The sequence below is a fragment of the Sorangium sp. So ce385 genome (assembly GCF_051474135.1).
In the GTDB taxonomy this organism is placed as follows: domain Bacteria; phylum Myxococcota_A; class Polyangia; order Polyangiales; family Polyangiaceae; genus Sorangium; species Sorangium cellulosum_D.
The window spans coordinates 450,608-471,710 of the sequence record NZ_CP150337.1 but is presented as its reverse complement, the minus strand read 5'-3'; the positions used below and the strand labels follow the sequence as shown (position 1 = coordinate 471,710).

The following is a 21,103-nucleotide window of genomic DNA, read 5'->3' as shown; positions in this document are numbered from 1 at the left end:
ACGGACGAGCCCGCTATCGCGCGGCGGAGGCCTCGCGCCGCCCCTGGACGCCGAAGGCCTCGAGCAGGTAGTCGCGGAAGGCGCGGATCTTCGACGGCAGGAAGCGAGTCCCCGGGTGCACGAGGTAGAGGGGAGCAGCGCCGTCGATCGCGTGATCCTTGAGCACGGGCACGAGCCGCTTCGCGTCGAGATCGCTCCGCACGTTGACCGCGGGGACGAGCGCGATCCCGGCCCCGGCGAGCGCGGCCTCGCGGCAGAAGGAGTAGTCGGACGCCGCGATCGCCGCGCGCACCCGGAGCTCGGCGCGGTCGCCGCCGTCGCGCGGCTGCAGCGCGAGCGTCGCGTGCCCGCGGGTGGTCTGGGCGAGGAGCAGCCGGTGCGCCGCGAGGTCCTCGGGCCTGCGCACGGGCCCGTGCTTGCGGAGGTAGGCCGGCGCCGCGAACAGCCCCATCTCGATGTGCTGCAGCCTGTAGGCGATGAGCGACGAGTCCGGCAGGCTCGCGGTCGCGCGCAGGGCCACGTCGATCTGGTGGGCGTCGAAGTCGAGGAGCGCCTCGGTGAGGAGCATCTCCACCGAGATCTCCGGGTAGCGCTCCGCGAAGCCCGCCGAGAGCGGCGCCAGCAGGCTCAGCCCGAGATCGAACGGCGCGGTCACCCGGAGGTGCCCGCTCGGCCTGGCGCGCGCCTGCTGCACCGCCGCGTGCGCGTCCTCCAGGAGCTCGAGCGCCCGGCCCACCCGCATCCGGTAGGCGAGGCCGTCCTCCGTGGCCTGCACCCGCCGCGGGCTGCGCCGGAGCAGCTCCACGCCGAGCGCGTGCTCCAGGCGGGTGATGCGGCGGCTGACGCTGCCCTTGGTCTCCCCCAGCGTCCTCGCGGCCGCCGTGATCGATCCGAGATCGACGACCAGGCAAAAGGCCCGCAAATCGAGCAGATCTGCATCGATGGTTTCCTTTTGGACAACCTGGCGTTTCATTGTGGGGGCATTGTACCATTCCCGGAAACGCCCTAGGGTTCGCTCATGGATCGCCGGGCCGCGCTGAAGCTCCTCCTCGCCGCGGGCGGGGTTGCGCCCATCGCGGGCGCCGCGTGCCGGCGCTCGACGCCGACGACATCGAGCTCGGCTCCGACAACCGGCGCGACGTCGATCGCGACCGAGGGAGGTTTCATGTCCGAGACCCACGACAAGGCCCACGCCGGGCGCATGCCGGCCCTCTTCCTCGCGCACGGCTCTCCGTTCCTGCTCGACGATCGCGCGTGGGTGGCCGAGCTCCGCGCCTGGGCGCAGGCGATGCCGCGCCCCGAGGCGATCTTGATGCTCTCGGCCCACTGGGTCGACGCGCCGGCCACCCTCGGCGCCACCGAGACCGTGCCCCTCGTCTACGACTTCTACAACTTCCCCGAGAAGTATTACCGCGTGACGTACCCCGCGCCCGGCGCCCCCGCGCTCGCGCGGCGCGTCCGGGAGCTGCTCGGCCGCGTCGGGCCGGTCGCCGACGATCCGCGCCGGGGCCTCGATCACGGGGCCTATGTGCCGCTCGTCTGCATGTATCCGGACGCGGATATACCCGTGCTCCAGATCTCGTTACCGACGCTTTCTCCAGCCCCTCTCCTCGAGATGGGCCGAGCGCTCGCGCCGCTGCGCGACGAGGGGGTGCTGCTGATCGGCAGCGGGTTCTTGACCCATAACCTGCGCGCGGCAGACTGGCGCGGCGATGCGGTCGCGCAGCCCTGGGCCACGGAGTTCGATGCCTGGTGCGCCGAGGTCCTCGGGCGCCGGGACGTGGACGCGCTGCTCGATTACCGCAGGCGCGCGCCGGGCGTGAAGATGGCGCTCCCGACGCACGAGCATTTCGTACCGGTCGTCGCCGCCCTCGGGGCGTCGATCGACGTGAGCGAGGCGGCGGCGTTCCCCATCACGGGGCTCACCTATGGCTCGTTCACCAAGCGTTCTGTGCAGTTTGGCTGACCGACAAGGAGAATGTCTCTCATGATCACGACCCGCATCGTTCGCCTCGCGCTCCCCGCCGCTCTCCTGCTCTCGCTCGCGGGCTGCGAGGATCCGACGAAGGACAAGCCCAAGGCGACCGTCTCGTCCGCCGCGCCGGCGCAGACGCAGGCGGCCGCGCCCACCGGCGCCGCCGAGACGTTCCCCATCGACGCGACCGCGTCGACCATCGGCTTCGTCGGCTCGAAGGTCACCGGCAAGCACGAGGGCAAGTTCGAGAAGATCTCGGGCTCGATCACGCTCGCCGGCGGCAAGGCCGCGGGCGGCAAGCTCAGCATCGAGGCCGACACCGCGTCGGTGAAGACCGACGCGGAGAAGCTCGACGGCCACCTCAAGTCGGCGGATTTCTTCGACGTCGAGAAGTTTCCGAAGGCGACCTTCACCTCGACCGAGATCAAGGCCGGCGGGGACAACGGCGCGACGCACACCATCACCGGGGAGCTCGATCTGCACGGGGTGAAGAAGACCATCACCTTCCCCGCGACCCTCACCGAGGGCGCCGACGCCGTGTCGGGGAACGCCGAGTTCGTGATCAACCGGAAGGATTTCGGGATCGTCTATCCGGGCAAGCAGGACGACCTGATCCGCGACGACGTGCTGCTCAAGCTCTCGCTCAAGGCGCCGCGCAAGCAGGGCTGAGCGCCGGCGAAACACCGGGTGAGCCGCCCGCGCCGGCGGCGCGGGCGCGGGCTCACTCGCACAGGGCGGTGTCGACGAGGTCGAGGATCTCCAGGTAGGCTTCCTCGGCGCCCTCTTCGCCATACAGGAAGTACGGCAGCACCGTGACGGCGACGGTGACGGCGCGGCCGTCGTCGGTGACGCCGCCGCGGGTGTGGTAGCCGGGGATGTCGCCGCCGTGTCCCCAGACGGCGCCGCCGCAGCTCAGCGGGGTGCTGATCACGCCGAGCCCGTACTGGGCGCCGGGCCACATGCCGGGGGCGTCCACGGTGGTGCGCATCTCCTCGAGCTGCGCCGGTTCGAGCAGCTCGCCGCCGAAGAGGGCGCCGAAGAAGCGGTTGAGATCGCTCGGGGTCCCGATCACCTGTCCGGCCGCCCATCCCCAGGACGTGTCCAGCTCGGTGATGTCCTGCAGCGGCGCGCGGGGCTCGTCCGTGTGATAGCCCTTCACATGGCACCCCCGGATGTCCTGCTCCCCGACGCCGGGGAGATAGGTGTCGCGCAGCCCGATGCGGTCGATGATCCGGCGCGTGATCTCCTCGTTCAGCGGGCGGCCGGTGACCTTCTCGATGATCAAGCCGGCGAGGACGTAGTTGGTGTTGCTGTACGCCCATTCGCTGCCGGGGGCTTTCCCCGGCTGCGACAGCCCCATGTCGAGCAGGGTGTACGGGTCGAAGTAGGTGTGCTGGATCTTGAAGACGCCCTCGGCCAGGAGCACATCGTCGTAGTCGGGCAGCCCGCTCGTGTGCTGCAGCAGCTGCCGGACCGTGATCTCGCGGCCGTCGATGCCCTCGCCGCGGACCAGGTCGGGCAGGTACGTCTCGACCGGCGCGTCGAGGTCGACCTTGCCCTCGCCGACGAGCTGCAGGACGACCACGGCGGTGAAGGTCTTGCTGTTGCTTCCGAAGCGCACCAGCCCATCGACGGGCACCTTCGCCTGCGTCTCCAGGTCGGCGACACCGGCGGCGTAGTGGTGGGTATCCCCGTCGGGGTCGACGACGGCGGCCAGGACGGCGGGGAACTTGCGGTCGCTCACCATGCTGTCCATGACCTGCTGCACCGGGTCGTCAGGATCGGTGTTGGCGCCGTTCGCAGAGGAGCACTCGCCCGGCGCTGTGCCATGACCGCCGCTGCCGCCCTCGCCGCCGCTGCCGCCCTCGCCGCCGCTGCCGCCCTCGCCGCCGCTGCCGCCCTGGCCGCCGCTGCCGCCCTCGCCGCCGCCGCCCACGCTGCTCGTGGCGTCGGTGTTCGCCGGGGCCTCGTCGTCGTCGCAGCCCGCGAGCAGGGCCGAGGAGCCGAGCAGCGCCGAGAGGAGGGCCACCGAGAAGACATGGCGCAAGCGCCTCGCACTGGCGCCGGCGATACGGGTCCTCGGAGAGGTCAAACGATGGTGCATGGAATTCATGTTCAGCTCCTGTTCGATTGCGGGCGCCCTCGGCTCACCGCCGCGCGCCCGCGGCTCGCGCCGCCGGGCCTCGCTGCGTCTCGTGGGAGAGCGCCGCTCGATTTCGCAACTCTGTTCCCGGACTCGCGAGGATCGTTCATGACTCGATACGATTTCTACTTCGATGCCCCGCTGTGGATCATGCCAGCACGGCTGTCGTGACCACCGGCGCGAGGGCGCGCTCGAGGCTCAATCGCACAGGGCGGCGTCCGTGAGGGCGAGGACGTTCTCGTAGACGGCGTAGGCCTGCTCGCGGGTCTGCACGCTGGGCACGGCGGAGGGCAGCGCCGTGACGGCGACGGTGACGGCGCGGCCGTCCTCGGCCACGCCGCCGCTGGTCTCGTAGCCGAAGATGTCGCCGCCGTGGCCCCAGACGACGCCGCCGCAGCGCAGCGGGAGGCTGCTCAGGCCGAGCCCGTACCGGTAGCCGGGCCACTGGCTGGATGCGTCGACGGTGGCGCGCATCTCCTCGAGCTCTGCCGGCTCGAGGAGCTCGCCGCCGAGCAGGGCGGTGAAGAAACGGTTCATGTCGCTCGGGGTGGAGATCATGTTTCCGGAGGCGCCGGCGATGGACGGGTCGAGCTCGGTGACGTCGCGCAGCGGCTCGCCGAGGTTCGCGTGATAGCCCCTCGGATGGCACCGCCGAATGCCCTGCTCGCCGACCTCAGGGACGTAGGTGTTGCGCAGCCCGAGGCGATCGAGGATCCGGCGCGTGACCTCCTCGGCCAGAGGGCGGCCGGTGACCTTCTCGACGAGCAGGCCGGCGACGATGTAGTTGGTGTTGCTGTACGCCCATTCGGTCCCGGGAGCCTTCCCGGGCTGCGTCAGCGCCAGGTCGAGCAGCGCGCGGGGCTGGACGTACGTGCGAATGGCCTTGAAGAGGTCGTCGGCCAGGAGCAGCCCGACGAAATCGGGCAGCCCGCTCTCGTGCCGCAGCAGCTGCCGCACCGTGATCTCGCGGCCGTCGATGCCCTCGCCGCGGATCAGGTCCGGCAGGTAGGTCTCGATCGGCGCGTCGAGGTCGACCTTGCCCTCGCCGACGAGCTGCAGGACGACCACGGCGGTGAAGGGCTTCGTGTTGCTCCCGATGCGCACCTGCCCGTCGACAGGCACCTTCGCCTGGGTCTCCAGGTCGCCGACGCCGGCCGTGTAGTGACGGGTCTTCCCGTCGAGATCGCGGACGGCGACGAGCACGGCGGGGAACTTGTCGTCGCGCACCAGGCGATCCATGGCTTGCTGGACGGGATCGTCCGGATCGGTGTTGGCCTCGATCGTGGCGTCAGCGGCGCACTCGGCCGGCGGTCTGCCACCGCCGGCGCCGGCGTCATCGCCGCCACCGCCGCTCTCATCGCCGCCGGTGCCTTCGCCGCCGCCGCCGCTCGTGCCGCTCGCGGCGTCGGTGCTCGCCGGGGTCCCGCCGGCGTCGGAGCAGCCCGCGAGCAGGGCCGAGGAGCCGAGCAGCGACGAGACGAGGAGCAGAGAGAACACCCCTCGCAAGCACCTCGTCGCCGCGCCGGCGCCCTGCGTTGTCGGAGAAGTGAAGTGATGATCGATGGATTTCATGATCGGCTCCTGGTCGTGTGCGGGCGTCCCCGGCTCACCGGCGCTCGCCCGCGGCTCGCGCCGGGTATCGCCATGTGGATTGAAGGGCGCCGTTCGATTTCGGAGCTCTGTTCCCGGACTCGTGAGGATCGTTCAACTCCGGAGGCGAGCTTCTCTTCAGAACGCCACCGGTGGTTCACCGAGCGCCGCTGGGCGCGCTCTGCGGCGGGAAGCCTGCGCGCGCGCTCGCGCCTCGACGCGGATATGCGCTTCGTCGAGCGGCGCCTCGAGCGCTCTCTGGCTCTGGAAGAGGGTAGACCGAGGGGCGCGTGTTCGTCGCGCGTCGCGGGGAGGGCCGATGTGGGAGACCTAGAGTCCTCGCTCCTCCGGCTCTGCCGGAGAGCGAGGGCTCTGGCGAGTTTGGCGTCGTCCCCGCGCCGCGCGACGAGCACGCGCCCCTTGGGCCGGGCGGCCCGTCGGGGCCTCCGCCTCCTGAACGACGCGGAGCTAGTCAGTCACCGCACACCACCCAGCCCTCTTCCGCGGCGCGGGCCCGCGCTTCGCCCGGAACATCGCTGAAACGCGAGCAGCGGTGGCCAGCGTGGCCCCGCCGATGAGCGATGCTGTGGGAGCGCCGTGATGTCCAGGTTTCCTCAAGCCGAACTTCATGTGCATAGGCAGGCCCTCGTCAGGATGAGATGGTCGGTCGCTGGCTCGAGGGAAAGGAGCGCCGCCGGCAAGCAGCCAGGGAGACGCGCGTCGGCCCAGAGCACACGAGCGACAACCCTCCGCCCGATTTCGGGCAGCTCACCGGACTGGATGCCGCCACGGCGGACGAGCCTTCACAGTATTTTGCTGGGGTTTCCTGGGGCCCCTCCGCTCGACCGCATGATGGTAATGTTGCTGCGGAGATGGTTTCGTTACCGTGAGGCCTGATGATTACAGCCGACAGCCGATCGCGACCGCAGGGTCCTGGAGCCGGACGGCTCCCCTCGAGCGCCGGCCCGGCGGGGATCCCGGGGGACGAGGCGCCGCGGCGCCCGCGCGCGCCGGCGCGCGTCGGCCGACGGCGGGGAGCGCCGGCGCGTTGACGCCCGTGCTCGGCGCCATCGAGAATGGACGGATCCGGCGGCGTTGCTCGGACGACGGAGGCGCCGAGCCCGGGACGCGATGACGCCGGCGGAGCTGCACCTTTACCTCGACGAATGCCGCGAGCTCGTGACGGCCGAGATCCGCCGGATCATCCCCGCCGATCCGCGCCGCGGGGCGGCGCTCTACGATCTCATGCTGGACTACCCGCTGCGGGAGGCCAAGGGCCTCCGCCCAGCGCTGTGCATCGCGGCCTGCCGCGCCCTCGGCGGGAAGCTCGAGGCGGTGCTGCGCTCGGCGGCGGTGCTCGAGCTCTACCACAACGCCTTCCTCATCCACGACGACATCGAGGACGAGTCGCTCCTGCGCCGCGGCGGGCCGACGCTGCACCGCGCGTACGGGGTGCCGGTCGCGGTGAACGTGGGCGACGCCATGCTCGCCCTCTCGCTCCAGCCGCTCCTCGACAACATCGAGACGCTCGGCCTCGGCCCCGCGCTGCGCATCCTGCAGGCCGTGGCGCGGATGACGCGCGAGTCCGTGGAGGGGCAGGCCCTGGAGCTCGACTGGGTCCGGCGGGCAGCGTGGGACCTGGCCGACGAGGACTACGTCACCATGGTCGAGCAGAAGACGTGCTGGTACAGCTTCATCACCCCGGTCGCGATCGGGGCGATCGCGGCGCGGCTCGATCCAGGCCGGATCGAGGCGCTCTCGAGCTTCGCGCGGCGGCTCGGGGTGGCGTTCCAGATCCAGGACGACATCCTGAACCTCGCCGGCGACGTGGGCGAGTACGGCAAGGAGATCGGCGGCGACCTCTGGGAAGGGAAGCGAACGCTGATCCTGCTGCACGCCCTGCGCCACGCGGCGGCCGAGGATCGCGCGGAGGCGATCCGGATCCTGGCGCTGCCCCGGCACGGGTCGGCGGCCGAAGCGGGGGCCCGGGTCAAGACGCCGGACGAGGTGCGCTTCTTGCGGGCGCTGATCGAGCGGACCGGCAGCATCGACCACGCCCGGGCCGTGGCGAGCGCCTGGGCGGGCGAGGCCCAGCGCGCCTTCGACGGCTGCGCGGCGTGGCTCCTGCCCGGGGTCCACCGCGATCTGCTCCAGAGCCTGATCCAGTACGTGCTCGAGCGCGTGAGGTGAACGAACGATGATCGACCTGCTCCGGATGCTCCCCGCGCTGTACCCCGCGCCGCCCGCCGAGGACGGCGAAGGCCGCGAGCGGCCCGCGCTCTTCGATCTGATCCGGCTCCAGGCGATGATCTACGAGGAGTCGAGGCGCCTCCAGGACCTGCTCTTCGAGCGCCTGCTCGCGCCCGCCGCCCGGCCGGCCGAGGGGGGCGAGGGCGCGGGGGCGATCCCCGCGATCCTGCGCCGGGCGCAGCTGCTCGTGCTGAAGCACCCGGTCGCCGCGCAGGCGGCGTTCGCGGCGCTCATCGCGGAGGGGCGGCGATTCGCGGCGACGCCCGAGGGGACGGAGTGGGCCGCGGCGCTCGCCGGCTCGGACCTGGTTCGCCGGGGCCGGCAGGTCTGGGACGCGGTCGGGATGAACATGCTCGAGGACGATCCGGACGCGATCCTGCCGTCGGCGTACCTCGAGGCGCTGCTGCGGGCGGCGCGGTCGCCCGACCTCGAGGACGCGCTCCGCGGGCTCTACGACGCGGCGAAAGGAGATCCGCTTGGCGCTGCTCGATAGCGTCCGGGACGCGTCCGCGGAGGGCAACGCGCCCCTCCACCTGCTCCTCGGGCTGGTGTCCTTGGCGCGCCGGCTCGACCGGCTGCTCGGGGCGCCGGCGGCGGCGACGCAACCTGGGTTGGGGGCGACGCCGGCGACGCAACCTGGGTTGGCGGCGACGCAACCTGGGTCGAGGGCGCCGGGGTTGGGGGCGCCGGCGGCGCAACCTGGGTCGGGGGCGCCGGGGTTGGGGGCGCCGCCGCCGCAACCTGGGTCGGGGGCGCCGCCGGCGCCGGCGACGCAACCTGGGTCGGTCGCCGGCGCGCCGGGGTTGGGGGCGGGCGCGCCGGCGCCGCAACCTGGGTCGGTGGAGCCGCCGCCGACGGGCGCGGCGGCGTCCCCGGGCGGCGCGGCGACGGACGCCCGCAGCGACGCGCTGATCTACCTGCTGCTCGGCGCGATCTCGGTGCGGCGCACGCTCCTCGCGGAGCTCGATCCGCTGCGGGAGGTGCGCCGTGAGCAGGCGCGCCGGGAAGAGGCGCGCCGGGAGGACCGCGGCGCCCCCGAGCCCGCGACGGCCGGTCGCGGGCTCCGGAGCCTGCTCCGGTGACCGCCGCGCTCCCCTTCCCCGCCCCAGCGCCGCGCGTCTCGGCGACGCTCGCCGCCACCGACTACTTCCGGCGCTCGCCCGCGCGGCTCCGGGGGCGGGCGGATCACAAGGAGTGGCAGCACTTCCTCGTCCACACCGAGGGCGCCCACCTGCTCGTCAACTTCAACCTGGTCGACGATCGCTGGGCGCCGGACCCGCGGCGCGCCGAGGTCGCGCGCCTCATCGCGCTGGCGCGCACGGACGCGTGGGACGGCGGCGTCGATCGCTTCGCGGACGGCGAGGTCGAGGTGGTCCCGGGCCGCATCGACGCGCGCTTCGGGGAGAGCTGGCTGCGGTTCGATCGGGGACGCTACCTGCTCTCGATCGCGCTCCGCGACCGCCCCCTCGCCGCCGAGCTCGAGCTCGTGCCGACCACCACCCCGGCGCTCTCGGCGAACCAGCCGCTCTCCCCCGAGCGGAGCCTCTCGTGGCTGTTCGTGCCGCGCCTGGTCGCGCGCGGCACCATCACGGCCGGCGGCGTCACCCGCCGCGTGGAGGCCGCGCCCGCGTACCACGATCACAACTGGGGCCACTTCCTCTGGGGCGACGATTTCTCGTGGGAGTGGGGCTCGGCGCTGCCCTGGGATCCCGCGAACGCGTGGAGCGTCGTGCACGTGCGGATGACCGACCGCGGCCGGTCGGCGGCGCGCTACCAGGGCCTGTTCCTGTGGCGGGGGAGCGAGCCGCTGCGGGTCTTCCGGGACGAGGAGATCCGCGTCGCGTACGACGGCTGCTTCGACGTGGGGCGGCCGCTCCGGGTGCCGCGGGTGATGGCGCTGCTCGCCCCCGGCGCAGCGAGCGACGTGCCGCGCCGGATGGAGGTCGTCGCGCGCGGCGACGGGGACGAGCTCCGCCTGCGATTCGCGCCCGAAGCCGTGGCCCAGGTGGTGATGCCGAGCGAGCGCGAGCTCGAGGCGGTGACGGTGCTCAACGAGGTGAGCGGGCGGGCGGCGCTCTCAGGGCGCGTCCGCGGGGTCGAGGTGGCCATGGAGGGCCCAGGTGTCTTCGAGTTCCTCCGCGACGGATGATCGGGGCCCGGTGGCGCGCCTGCTCGCCGAGTCGTTCGCGGCGCTCGCCGCCGAGCTGCCGGAGTCCCACGAGCGGGTGAGCGCGCGGCTCGCCGGCCGGGCGGTGGCGATCCGGGTCGACGGCGAGCGCTTCGTGGTCGAGGCGGACGGCGGCGCGCCGCAGGTGCGCGCGGCGGGCGCGGACGAGGAGGTGGCGGCGGCGGTGCGCGTCGCGACGAGCCGGCGCGCGATCCTCGACGTGCTCGACGCGCGGCGCTCGCTCGCGGAGGCGGTGCTCGCGGACGAGGTCGAGGTGGTGGGCGCGCTGGAGCGGCTGGTGGAGGCGCGCGAGGCGCTGCTCGCGTACGTGCACGGCGCGGTGCGGTGCCCCTCGTTCCCGGCGCTGCTCGAGCGGTTCCGGAGGCTCGCGCCGTGAGCGCCGGCGGGGAGCGCGCCGGAAGCGCGGGCGACGCGCGCGCCGCGAGCGCCGCCGGGGATCCCCCGCGCGGACCGCGCGAGATCGAGGTCCACCTCGCGCGCACCGAGGACGCGGGCGATCCCTTCTCCTTCCCTTACGGCCCCGGCCGCCACGGCACCGTCGGGTACCTCCGCACCCGCGCCGACGGCACCTCGGCGGACGCGCAGTTCGCGTGGGACGAGGAGGTCTTCGCCGACCTCCTCGACCTCCGCAGCCCGACGCCGGATCCGGGGCGGCTCCCTCACCTGGGAGCTCGCCTCCGCCGCTTCCTGGGGCGCCTCGGGTGGGACGCCGACGAGCGGCAGCTCGAGGACCCGCGCCATCCGGTCCAGGTGACCCTCGAGCTCGGCGCGGCGGAGCTGTTCGCGCTGCCGTGGGAGGCGGTGGAGCTCCCGTCCGGCGCGCGCCTCGGCAAGCTGCCGCATGGCCTGATCCGGTACGCGTGGCCGGGCAGCGCGACGGCGCCGCGGGCGCCGGATCCGCCGCCCGAGCACGGGCGCATCCTCGTCGCCTGGTCCGCGGGCGGGATGGGCGTCCCCCACGAGGAGCAGCTCGCCTCCATCCGCGGCGCCTACCGGGACGGCGGCCACCCGGACGAAGGCGGCAGCGTGATCGAGCTCGGCGACGCGTCGCTGCGGGCGCTCGGCGAGGCGCTCGCGGCGCACGCCCCGGTGCACATCCTGCACCTCGTATGTCACGGCGGATCGCTGGCGTCGGAGCGCGCCGCCTACGGGCTGCGCCTCCGCACCACGGACGGCGCCGGCTACGAGGTCGTCGAGGCCGAGCGGCTCGCCGACAAGCTCCGGCCGCACGCGGGCGTGCTGCGGCTCGTCGTGCTCTGCGCCTGCCACGGCGGCGACGCCGGCGAGATCGACAGCCGCCTCGGCAGCGTCGCCCTCGCGCTCCACCGCGCCGGCATCCCCGCGGTGGTCGCGTCGCGCTACCCGCTGTCGTGGGACGGCGCCGGCGCGCTCACGGAGGCGCTCTACCGGGAGCTCCTCGTCGCGCACGGCTCGCTCGAGGACGCGTTCATCGCGGCGCGCGAGCGCCTCGCCGCGCTCGCGGCCGACGCGGGCGGCGTCGACTGGGCCTCCCTGCAGCTCTACGCCCGCGCCGCCGACGGGCCGGACCACCGGCCGTTGGTGCTCCGCCCCTACCGGGGCCTGCTCGCCTTCCAGCGCGAGCACGCGCGCTACTTCCACGGCCGGCAGGCGGAGATCGAGGAGGCGGTCTCCGACCTGATGCGGCTCGTCGAGGCGACGGACCGCGCGCCGCGGCGCTTCCTGATCGTCACCGGCGCCTCGGGCACCGGCAAATCCTCGCTGGTGCTGGCCGGCGTCGTCCCGGCGCTCAAGGCGCGCGACCCGCGGTGGGTCGCGCCGCCAGCCCTGCGGCCGACCCCCGACTTCCGCGAGCGCCTCGCGCAAGCCCTCGCCGCGCGACAGGATCCGGCGGCGCCGCTCCTGCTCGCCGTCGATCAGTTCGAGGAGATTTTTACCGTCTTGCCAGACAAGGCCACGCGCGAGGGCTTCCTCCGCGAGCTCTGGCGGCTCGCGGGGGACGCCGCCTCCGGCGTCAGCGTGATCGCCACGCTGCGCGTCGACTTCCTCGGCCGCTGCGGCGAGCTCCGGCTCGGCGACGGCGAGCCCGACCTGGAGCAGGTGGCCTACGATGAGGCGCACCGGATCTTCGTGCGGCGGATGCGGCGGGACGACCTCGCGGGGATCATCGAGCGGCCCGCGGCGCAGGTGGGCCTCGCCCTCGACGAGGGGCTCGCGGCCGAGCTGGTCGACGACGCGGGGGACGAGCCGGGCGCGCTGCCGCTGCTCGAGTACACGCTCGACGAGCTGTGGAAGCGAAGGAGGGGCCGGCGGCTCGCCCGCGAGGCGTACGAGCGGCTCGGCGGCGTCACGGGCGCGCTCGCCCGGAGGGCCGACGCGATCCTCGACGGGCTCGACGAGGTCCGCCGGCGCGCCGCGCGCCGCCTCCTGGTCCAGCTGGTCGACGCGCGCGACGACGCCGCCCTGAACACCCGGCGGCGGCGCCGGCTGGAGGAGCTGCGCCGCGGGCCCGACGCCGAGGCCGCGGTGTTCGACGAGGTGCTCGCCCTGCTCGCGGCCGAGCGGCTCGTGGTCGTCGGCGGCGACGAGGAGCGGAGCGCCGAGATCGCCCACGAGCAGCTCATCCGGAGCTGGGGCCGGCTGCGCGGCTGGGTGAGCGAGGACCGGAAGATGACCGCGGACCTCGAGCTGCTCGCGGCGTGGACGGCCGAGGCGAGCGCGTACGATCACCTGCTCGAGGGCAAGCGGCTCGCCGCCGCGCAGGAGCTCCTGAGCCGCCACGAGCACGAGATCGAGCCCGGCGCGCTGTCGCTCATCGCGCGGAGCAAGGACGCCGAGGCGCGGCGGCGGTGGCGGGCGCGGGCGGCGGGGATCGCGGCCGGCGTCCTCGCGGTGGTGATGGGTGTGCTGGCGTTCGTGGCGTGGTCGAAGAGCACGGCGGCGACCGAGGCCGCGATGGCGGCCGAGCGCGCGGCGGAGGAGGCCAGGCAAAGGACGATCGAGGCGCGGGACGCGGCGCTGATGGCCGGGGTGCGGGAACTCGCCTCGCGCGATCAGCAGGCGCGGGTGGGCGAGCTGCTGCTCGAGGTCGCGGCGCCGGAGCGGGCGCGCGGCTTCGCCCAGCTCGCGCTCGACGCGCTCGCGGCCACGGCGCCCTGGAGGACGCCGCCGGGGCTCGTGATCCACGCCGCGGCGTTCCGCGCGGACGGCGCGTGCCTTGTCGTCACGGGCCGGCACGACAACGAGGTGCAGGTCCGGGAGCTCGGCGGCGCGGGCAAGATCCTCGCGACCAAGGCGTTCCCCGTGATGGCCCGCCTCGCGACGTTCAGCCCGGATCGCCGGCGCGTCGCGCTGTCGATCGGGCTGGACGCCGTGCACGTGCTGGAGCTCGACGGCGCGGGCGCGGCGCTGCAGCTCGCGGGGCCCCCGCGCGTCGCGGCGTTCAGCCCGGATGGCAGGCGCCTCGCCACCGACTTCCAACCCACGGGGAGGATCGCGCGGATATGGGAGCTCGACGGCTCGGGGAAATTCATCGACCTCGAGGGGCACACGGGCAGCATCTCCTCCGCGGCGTTCAGCCCCGACGGCAAGCGCCTCGTCACCACGTCGCGCGACGGGACCGCGCGGGTCTGGGAGCTCGACGGCTCGGGCCGATCTCGCGAGCTCAAGGGGCACGCGGGCACGGTCACCTCCGCGGCGTTCAGCCCGGATGGCGAGCGCCTCGTCACCACGTCCGAGGATCGCACGGCGCGGGTCTGGGAGCTCGACGACCCGGCGAGGCCCCGCGAGCTCAGGGGGCACACCGCCCCGGTCTACGAAGCGGCGTTCAGCCCGGATGGGAAGCGCGTCGTCACCGTGGCGTCCGAGCCGACCGTGAGGGTCTGGACGCTCGACGGCGCGGGCGAGGTCCTCGAGCTCAAGCGGCACACGGGCGCGGTCACCTCCGCGGCGTTCAGCCCGGATGGCGGGCGCCTCGTCACCGCCTCGAGCGACGCGCGGGCGCTGGTCTGGGAGCTCGAGCGCCCGGGCGAGGTCCTCGAGCTCCGGGGGCATGCGGCGCCCGTCCGCGGCGCGAGGTTCAGCGTGGACGGCGAGCGCGTGGTCACGGTCTCCGAGGACGGCAGCGCGCGGCTGTGGCCCGTCACCCTCCGCGGCCTGCGGCGGCGGCTCCAGGAGGCGACCTCTTCCTGCTTGCCGGCCGAGATGCGCGCGCTCTACGCCGGAGAGAGCGAGGCCGAGGCCCGCGCGCAGCACGAGGCCTGCGAGCGGTCCCACGGCCGTACCCCCGGAGCGCCCGCCGCCGCGCGACCCTGACCCCATGCCCCTCCACCTCTTCCTCGCTCACGCCGACACCCAGGAGCCTGTGCTCTCCGGCGGTCTCCCGCAGGACGCCGTCGATGCGCCGCCGAGGCCGGCGGCGCGGTCGCGCAGGCCCACCCACCTGGCCGAGCGCAGCGGCCTGCCCGACGCGCTGCCCGCCCAGCGCTGGGGCCTGGTCGTCCCCCGCGGCGACGCCGGCAGGCGTCTCGTCGACCGGATCGCCCCGCTCCTGGACAAGCGGCGCGAGGATCAGCAGGCCCAGGTGAAGATCTACGAGGTCGAGCCCGGCATGGATGCCGAGGCGGCGAACCGCTGGATCGGCCAGGACTACCGGGATGAAGTCGGCCGACAGCTCGCCGACCTGCCCCGCTATCTCCTGATCCTCGGCGGCCCGGACCTGGTCTCGTGGGAGCTCCAGCAGATGCTCGGAGGCGAGGCGTTCGTCGGCCGGCTCGCGTTCACCGACGAGCGGGGCGATGTCGACGAGCACGCCTACGAGGCGTACGTGGCCAAGCTGCTCCGCTGGGAGCGGCAGCGCGAGGAGGAGCTCGCCCGGGGCGCGCCCGCGATTCTCTACACGGCGCGGGACGGCACGGGCGCGATCGCCGAGGGGCACGAGCACCTGATGAAGCCGCTCCGCTCGGCCGCAGAAGCGCTCCGGCGAAAGGGCAGGTTCCCGGCCGCGGACCTCGTCGAGATCGGCGGCGGCGAGGGCCGCTTCTCGGACGACGATCTCCTGGATCACGCGCACGACCTGCTGGCGCGGGCCGAGCGCGCCGAGGCCGGGCTGCTGTTCTCGATGAGCCACGGCCTGGGCCTGCCCGCGAGCGGGCGCTGGGCCTCGCCCGAGGAGCAGCGCCGGCTGCAGGGGGCGATGAAGATCAGCCGGAGCAACGATCGGATCGCGGCGAAGGATCTCCGGGGCCGGAAGTTCCTGCCCGGCGGCCTGTGGCTGTTCTTCGCGTGCTTCGGCGGAGGCACGCCCGCGCGGAGCGCCTACCTTCCGTGGCTGGAGCAGCTCGCGGCCCTGGGGCTCCACGACGACCACGCGCGGAGCGTGCTCTCGGCGCTGCCCCGGGAGGGGGAACGGCCGTTCGTGGCGGCGCTGCCCCAGCAGGCGCTCGCCAACCCCGACGGGCCGCTCGGGGTGATCGGCCACGTCGACCTGAGCTGGACGTGGAGCTTCCAGGACGGCATCGCGACGGCCGGCGGCGGGGCCCCGCGGCCCCGGCACGAGCGCTTCCAGGAGGCGCTGCGGTCGGCGGTGAACGGCCACCGCTTCGGGGTGGTGCACCACGAGATCGCGAGCTTCTTCGGCGAGATCGACCGGAACCTCACGGCGATGTACGAGAAGGACGCGGCCTCGCCCGGCGGCGCCGACGACGGCGCGCGGAGGGCCAGGCGGGCGGATCTGTGGATGCAGCGGCAGGATCTGTCGGCGTACGTGCTGCTCGGCGATCCGGCGGCGCGGCTGCCCGTCGCGCGCGTCCCGCCGGGGGTCGCCGTCGCCGTCCGCGGGGCCGCGCCGGAGGGGAGCGCGGCCGCCGGAGGCGCGGCGGCGCGGGCGCCGCGGGATCCGCGGGAGATGGAGGCTGCGGTGCTCGCTTACCTGGGCAGCGGCGAGGCCGAGCCGGTCGCCGCGCAGCACGGCGCGTCGCGCGAGGAGCTCTTGGGGTGGGTGGAGACGTACCGGGAATGGGGGCGGCGGGGGCTCGCGACGCGCGGGTAGCATCGCGCCGAGGTGGCGGATCTGGCGGTACGCCTGGCGGCCGCCAGGCCCCGGAGCGCGGAGCGGGCCTCGAAATGCGGCAAAAAGCCCAGGCACGCCGCTCGCAAAGAGCGCCTCCCGAAGCGCCGCGAGGTCCGACCTCGCGCTGGCCTCGCCGTCGCGGGGCAGCGCGGAGGCCCGGAAGCGGCGATAGCTCGAGCCGGCGCCGCGCGTCGCGCTCGATGGAGGCACGCATGTTGGTTCGTCACTCCCTGTCCACGCTTCTCCCGGTCCTCGCGCTCGCCTGTTCTGCCGCGCACGGCGCCGTCCCGCAGCAACCGGAGGACACCGCTCCGCAGCCAGGCGGCGCCGGGGCTCCGGCCGGCTCGACCGGCGCGCAGAGCTTCATCGACGCGGAGTCGTACTTCGCGAGCTCGGCCGAGATCGACGCATGGTACGCGCTGCGCCGCGGTCTGGACGACGATTTCGACGCCGTGTGCGGCGACACCTTCTGCGAAGGCGACTACAGCAATTACAGGTCGCTTCGATTCCGCTGCTCCGTCGAGGAGCACGCCGGGACGATAGGCCGCTGCGTGTGGGTCCTCGCGGCGAGCAACGAGGAGGTCCTGCCTTCCACGGGCGATGTGGAGGTGGATGCCAGGATCTTCCTCTGCGAGGTGCCCGTCGCCCCGGAGACCGCCGTTGTCGACCTCGTGGCGGCGCTCTCGGCGCCGGGAGCTCGGGCGATCGACGCCGCGCTCCCCGGGACGGACAGGTCGATTTACGACGGCCTCGTCGATTGCCTCTGACGGCCCGCCGGCGTCGGCGAGGATCCAGCGCACGATGGCGCCCCCGGCCGCCGCTGTGTTCCGTACGCCGAGGATGAGAGGCGGCGCCGGCACCCCGTGTGGAGCTCACGCCATGACCGGCCCCACGCCCTCCGCTTCGGCGAGCTGAAGCAGCGGCGCGCTCAAGGGCCCGCGCGTCAGGAATGACGCGCGCAGCCCCTCGTCCTGGATGTCGGCCGCGATCGCCAGGATCTCGGCGCGGGTCTCGGCGAGCAGCGCCCGGGCCGCCGCGCGGTCGCCCGTGGCGAGCAGCGCCTCGGCCTCGACCGCGCGCGCCTGAAGCCGTGCAGTCGCAGAGCTCCTGGCGTCGGGGTCGCTCACCCCCCGCGCGATCGTCAGCGCGTCGGCCGTGTCGCCCTGGGCGAGCCGCACTGCGGCCAGCGCCGCGTAGATTTCACGCAGCGTCATCGTCTGTCTCGCCAGCGAGATGATGCCGCGGAGCTCCTGCTCGGCTGCGGCGTACGCCCCTCGCCGCTTCAGCACATACGCCCGCCCGTACCGCGCGAGGATCTCGGTCACGTGATCGCTCGCTGCGTGGGCTTCGGTCAGGGCCCGGGTGGCCTCGCGCAGCCCCTCGTCCAGCGCACCGCGGTGCGCGAGCAGCATCGCCAACCACGTCCGCGAGAGGATCCCGCTCTGCACCCCGGGCGCGGCCTCCTCCACTTCGCGGCGGAACTCCGCCTCGGACTGCTCGAAGGCTCCGAGGTTCCACAGCGCAAAGCCCAGGCTTGCATGGGCCATCCCGGCTTGCAGGCGATCGCCAGCCATCTGAAACAGGTGGACAGCGTGCTCCGCGTCGCGCAGCGCCTGCTCCAGAGAGAGCACGACGGTCTGCCGGATCGTCGCGCGATAGAAGAAGAAGTGGCCGAGCGAGCTCGGATCGACGCTCTCTCCGAGCGTCTCGACGATGGCCTCTGCGCGCGCGTAATAAGGCTGCGCCTGCTGCGCTTGACCGATCAAACCGAGGGTCATCCAGAGCGAGCCCAGGAGCGTGAGGAGCGGGCCTGCGTTCTCGGGTGTGGCGGCCACCCCTTCGACCATGGAGATCCCGAACGGGATGAGGTCCGCCGCGCTCCGCTGGACGAGGAGGATGATCTTGATGTGCCCGGCGGCGCACCACACGCCGCAGCCGCGCGGCGTGGCCTCGAGGACCTGATCGATCCAGCGCTCGGCCTCGGCGAGGCGGCCAGCAAACCAGGTCGCGCGCGCGATGGCGTAGCGCGCCTGCAGGCGGACCGCCTCGTCGGGGCTGAGCGCGAGGGCCCGCTCGGCGTGCGCGATGCCGCCGTGGGGATCGTTCCCCGCGAGCGCCCGCTCCACGGTGCGGCAATACCACTCGGCGGCGCGGCCAGGCTGCTCGCCGCGCTCGTAGTGGGTCGCGAGGATCAGCGGATCGGCCTCGCCGGCCTGCTCGAGCCAGCCGGCGGCCAGGCGGTGGGCGAGGGCGCGGTTCGCGTCGGTGAGCGCCGCGTAGGCGCCGTCGCGCAGGAGCGCGTGGCGGAAGGCGAGCTCTTCCTCCCCCGGGAAGCGGCTGTCCTTGCGGCGGACGAGGATCTCGCGCGCCACCAGCGCGTCGAGGCGCTCGGCGACGGAGGTCGCGCCCTCGCCGCCGAGCAGGGCCATCACGCCGCCCTTCCAGAAGACCTCGCCGAAGGCGCTCGCCGCGCGCAGCAGCCGGCGCTCGTCGGAGGAGAGCTCCGCGAGCCGGGCCTGGACCATCGCAGCGACCGTCTCGGGCAGCGCGTCGCCGTGTCCCCTGGCCGCGGCGCGGATCAGCTCCTCCAGGGAGAAGGGGTGGCCATCGGCGCGATCGACGAGGCGCTGCACGAGGGCGTCGCCCGCGTCCGGCAGGGCGTGGCGGACGAGCTGCGCGGCTGCGCGGCGGGTCAGGGGGAACAGGCGCATCTCCTGGGCGCCGTGGCCGGCCCAGAGATCGGGGAAGCGCTTGTGAAGCTCGGGACGGGCGAGGGCCATCACCATGAAGGGACGATCCGAGAGGCGCGCGATCGCAGCGTCGACGAGCTGGAGGCTGGGCCCGTCGCCCCAGTGCAGATCCTCGAACACGAGCAGGACCGGGCGCGCGGTGGTCTCGGCGGCGATCAGATCGAGGAACGCGCGGCGGACCTGCTCGGCCATGATGGCCGGCTCGCGGCGGGCGGCGGCGAGCGCCGGGTAGGCCGCGGCGGAGAACGGCGCCGCGGCGATCTCGCCGAGGAACGCGGCGACGCGGGCGCGATCCGCCTCGGGGACATGGCGGGCGACGAGCTCTCGAAGCCGCCGCTGCCGGTGCTCGATCAGGTCGCCGGCGCCGGCGCCGGCGGCGCGCTGCAGCAGATCCCCGAGCAGGACGAACGGCGAGCCGGCGGCGAGCTCGTCGGCGCTCGCCGCCCAGACCTCGACGTCGCCGCGCTGGCGCACGAAGCGCAGCAGCTCCTGCCGCAGGCGGGACTTGCCGGTGCCGGCCGGGGCGGTGACGAGCACCGCGCGCGCCACGGGCTCTGCGATGCACTCGTCGAGCAGGTCCATGAGCACGCGCAGCTCGCGATCCCGACCCACGCAGGGCGCCGCCCGGCCAAGCAGGAGGCGGCGCTCCTCCTCGTCGACGGCGCGCTCCGCGATGAGCCGGTGGCCGAGCGCCGCGGGCGCGATCTCGAAGCGCGCCTCGACCAGGCGGGCCGTGATGTCGTCGATCGGGACGGCATCGTCCAGCGCCTCGTCCGCGTCGAGCAGCGCGGCGGCGCGCTCGAGCGCCGGGCCGAGGGGCAGCGCGCGGTGCAGCTCGGCCATGCCGCACGCGAGCGCCATGGCGGCGCCGGGCAGGCGCTTCCTGGCCAGCAGGGCGGCCCGCGCGGCGCGCATCGCCTGATCGCGCGGCACGCCGGGGTCCTTCCAGCTCGCCACCAGGCCGCCGTCGGCCAGGCGATCCGCGCGGCCGCCGCGCGGGCGCACGAGGGCGAGCAGCCGCTCGAGAGCGTCGCGCTCGGGCGGGATCGCGAACGGACGCTCGGCCGGCAGCGTGGCGCCCGCGCGGGCGTCGCCGGTCGGGGGCGCCCCCGCGTCCGAGGCCTGCTCGGGAGCGGGGCGGATCAGCAGCACGCAGGCGAGGCGCTGCTCGTCGCCGGTGATGGCCGGCGCGGCCAGGGTCCCCCCTCTGGCCACGCTGCCCTCGAGCGCGGGGAGCAGCGCGGACAGCGCGGCGGCGACCGTGGGGGCGTCGGGCCGCTCGTCGGGCTGCTTCGAGAGCAGGCGCGCCACCAGGTCGACGAGCGCGGGCGGCAGATCGGTCCGCACCGCGTCCAGGCCGGGCGGCTCCTCGAGCAGCACCCGGGCGAGCACGGTCATGAGGCTCGCCCCGGTGAACGCAGGGCGGCCGGCCAGGCACTCGAACAGCACGGCGCCCAGCGCGAACAGATCCGCGGCGGGAGCGATCTCGCGCTCACCGCACGCCTGTTCCGGCGCCATGTAGGCGGGCGTGCCGACGAGCGCGCCGGTCGCGGTCAGGCGCGGCGCCACGCGCGGCACGCGGACGATGCCGAAGTCCACGAGCTTGACCTGCGCCACCTCGCCGCCCGGCAGGAAGAGGTTGCTCGGCTTGAGGTCGCGGTGCACGACGCCGCGCGCGTGCAGGAAGCTCAGGGCGCCGGCCACGCGCTCGCCGAGCAGCGCGACCTCGGGCGCCGTCAGCGGGTCGCGCTCGAGGCGCTGGGCGAGATCCTCGCCGTCGAGCCATTCCATCGCCAGGAACGGGCGGCCGTCGGGCGTGAGCCCGTGGGCGACGAAGCGGACGATGGCGGCGTGGTCGAGCGTGGCGAGGGCGTCGGCCTCGGCGATCGCGCGGGCGCGGAGCTGCGCGTCGTCGAGCGGAGCGAGCTTGAGCGCGACAGGAGCGCCGCTCAGGCGATCGACGGCGCGGTAGACGGTGCCCATGCCGCCGGCGCCGACGGGGCGCTCCAGGACGAAGCGATCGGCGATCAACGTGTCCGGGCGCATGATGTTATGCAGCCCACACTATCCAAGGCTGCAAGCGGCAGCAAGGAGGACCTCCCCGGCGCGGGCGCGCCGTCGGGCCCATCGAGCCCAGTCGCCGAGACGGCCCTCGGGT

At 74.1% G+C, this 21,103-nt stretch carries 14 protein-coding genes; 10 read left to right on the top strand and 4 right to left on the bottom strand.

Annotated features, from left to right (window positions below):
* Positions 1-13: 13 nt before the first annotated feature.
* Positions 14-973 (bottom strand): LysR family transcriptional regulator, encoded by a 960-nt coding sequence (locus WME83_RS01830; protein ID WP_437317536.1) that lies wholly within the window; start codon positions 971-973, stop codon positions 14-16.
* A 45-nt stretch (positions 974-1,018) separates the two neighbouring features.
* Here WME83_RS01830 and WME83_RS01825 point away from each other — a divergent pair, with 45 nt between their 5' ends.
* Entirely contained in the window at positions 1,019-1,966 is a 948-nt protein-coding gene (locus WME83_RS01825; protein WP_437317535.1) for a dioxygenase family protein, read from the top strand.
* 21 nt (positions 1,967-1,987) lie between these two features.
* Positions 1,988-2,644 carry a YceI family protein gene (locus WME83_RS01820; protein WP_437317534.1) on the top strand — a complete coding sequence of 219 codons (657 nt, stop codon included), beginning with the start codon at positions 1,988-1,990 and terminating at the stop codon, positions 2,642-2,644.
* A 52-nt stretch (positions 2,645-2,696) separates the two neighbouring features.
* Here the strand turns inward: WME83_RS01820 and WME83_RS01815 are convergent, their stop codons facing one another.
* Positions 2,697-4,088, bottom strand: a complete 1,392-nt coding sequence (locus WME83_RS01815; RefSeq protein WP_437317533.1) for a serine hydrolase domain-containing protein — start codon at positions 4,086-4,088, stop codon at positions 2,697-2,699.
* A gap of 228 nt (positions 4,089-4,316) precedes the next feature.
* Entirely contained in the window at positions 4,317-5,690 is a 1,374-nt protein-coding gene (locus tag WME83_RS01810; RefSeq protein ID WP_437317532.1) for a serine hydrolase domain-containing protein, read from the bottom strand.
* A gap of 1,149 nt (positions 5,691-6,839) precedes the next feature.
* Between WME83_RS01810 and WME83_RS01805 the strand changes: the two genes are divergently transcribed.
* From WME83_RS01805 to WME83_RS01770, 8 genes are all read left to right on the top strand, one after another.
* On the top strand, positions 6,840-7,898 hold the full coding sequence (locus WME83_RS01805) for a polyprenyl synthetase family protein (RefSeq protein WP_061626110.1): 1,059 nt from the start codon (positions 6,840-6,842) through the stop codon (positions 7,896-7,898).
* A gap of 7 nt (positions 7,899-7,905) precedes the next feature.
* Positions 7,906-8,451, top strand: coding sequence for a hypothetical protein (locus WME83_RS01800; RefSeq protein WP_437317531.1), 546 nt, complete (start codon positions 7,906-7,908; stop codon positions 8,449-8,451).
* Complete coding sequence (locus WME83_RS01795) at positions 8,435-9,040, top strand: hypothetical protein (protein ID WP_437317530.1); 606 nt, start codon at positions 8,435-8,437, stop codon at positions 9,038-9,040. The genes WME83_RS01800 and WME83_RS01795 overlap by 17 nt, the downstream gene beginning before the upstream one ends.
* Positions 9,037-10,107 carry a hypothetical protein gene (locus WME83_RS01790; RefSeq protein ID WP_437317529.1) on the top strand — a complete coding sequence of 357 codons (1,071 nt, stop codon included), beginning with the start codon at positions 9,037-9,039 and terminating at the stop codon, positions 10,105-10,107. Before WME83_RS01795 ends, WME83_RS01790 begins: the two co-directional genes overlap by 4 nt.
* Positions 10,108-10,117: 10 nt before the next feature.
* On the top strand, positions 10,118-10,522 hold the full coding sequence (locus tag WME83_RS01785) for an SCP-2 sterol transfer family protein (protein ID WP_437317528.1): 405 nt from the start codon (positions 10,118-10,120) through the stop codon (positions 10,520-10,522).
* The gene (locus tag WME83_RS01780) at positions 10,519-14,439 is read left to right on the top strand and encodes an nSTAND1 domain-containing NTPase (protein WP_437317527.1); all 3,921 of its coding nucleotides are present in this window, start codon (positions 10,519-10,521) and stop codon (positions 14,437-14,439) included. Before WME83_RS01785 ends, WME83_RS01780 begins: the two co-directional genes overlap by 4 nt.
* A 4-nt stretch (positions 14,440-14,443) precedes the next feature.
* Positions 14,444-16,174, top strand: coding sequence for a hypothetical protein (locus WME83_RS01775; RefSeq protein ID WP_437317526.1), 1,731 nt, complete (start codon positions 14,444-14,446; stop codon positions 16,172-16,174).
* Positions 16,175-16,407: 233 nt separating this feature from the next.
* Complete coding sequence (locus WME83_RS01770; RefSeq protein WP_437317525.1) at positions 16,408-16,962, top strand: hypothetical protein; 555 nt, start codon at positions 16,408-16,410, stop codon at positions 16,960-16,962.
* Positions 16,963-17,067: 105 nt separating this feature from the next.
* Here WME83_RS01770 and WME83_RS01765 read toward each other — a convergent pair whose 3' ends face one another.
* A complete protein-coding gene (locus tag WME83_RS01765; protein WP_437317524.1) occupies positions 17,068-20,991 on the bottom strand; it encodes a protein kinase domain-containing protein in 3,924 nt (1,307 codons plus the stop codon).
* Between the last annotated feature and the right edge of the window lie 112 nt (positions 20,992-21,103).

Coding starts and splice junctions, on each gene's coding strand:
- WME83_RS01830 (WP_437317536.1), bottom strand. CDS start 973: ATGAAACGCCAGGTTGTCCAAAAGGAAACCATCGATGCAGATCTGCTC.
- WME83_RS01825 (WP_437317535.1), top strand. CDS start 1,019: ATGGATCGCCGGGCCGCGCTGAAGCTCCTCCTCGCCGCGGGCGGGGTT.
- WME83_RS01820 (WP_437317534.1), top strand. CDS start 1,988: ATGATCACGACCCGCATCGTTCGCCTCGCGCTCCCCGCCGCTCTCCTG.
- WME83_RS01815 (WP_437317533.1), bottom strand. CDS start 4,088: ATGAATTCCATGCACCATCGTTTGACCTCTCCGAGGACCCGTATCGCC.
- WME83_RS01810 (WP_437317532.1), bottom strand. CDS start 5,690: ATGAAATCCATCGATCATCACTTCACTTCTCCGACAACGCAGGGCGCC.
- WME83_RS01805 (WP_061626110.1), top strand. CDS start 6,840: ATGACGCCGGCGGAGCTGCACCTTTACCTCGACGAATGCCGCGAGCTC.
- WME83_RS01800 (WP_437317531.1), top strand. CDS start 7,906: ATGATCGACCTGCTCCGGATGCTCCCCGCGCTGTACCCCGCGCCGCCC.
- WME83_RS01775 (WP_437317526.1), top strand. CDS start 14,444: ATGCCCCTCCACCTCTTCCTCGCTCACGCCGACACCCAGGAGCCTGTG.
- WME83_RS01770 (WP_437317525.1), top strand. CDS start 16,408: ATGTTGGTTCGTCACTCCCTGTCCACGCTTCTCCCGGTCCTCGCGCTC.
- WME83_RS01765 (WP_437317524.1), bottom strand. CDS start 20,991: ATGCGCCCGGACACGTTGATCGCCGATCGCTTCGTCCTGGAGCGCCCC.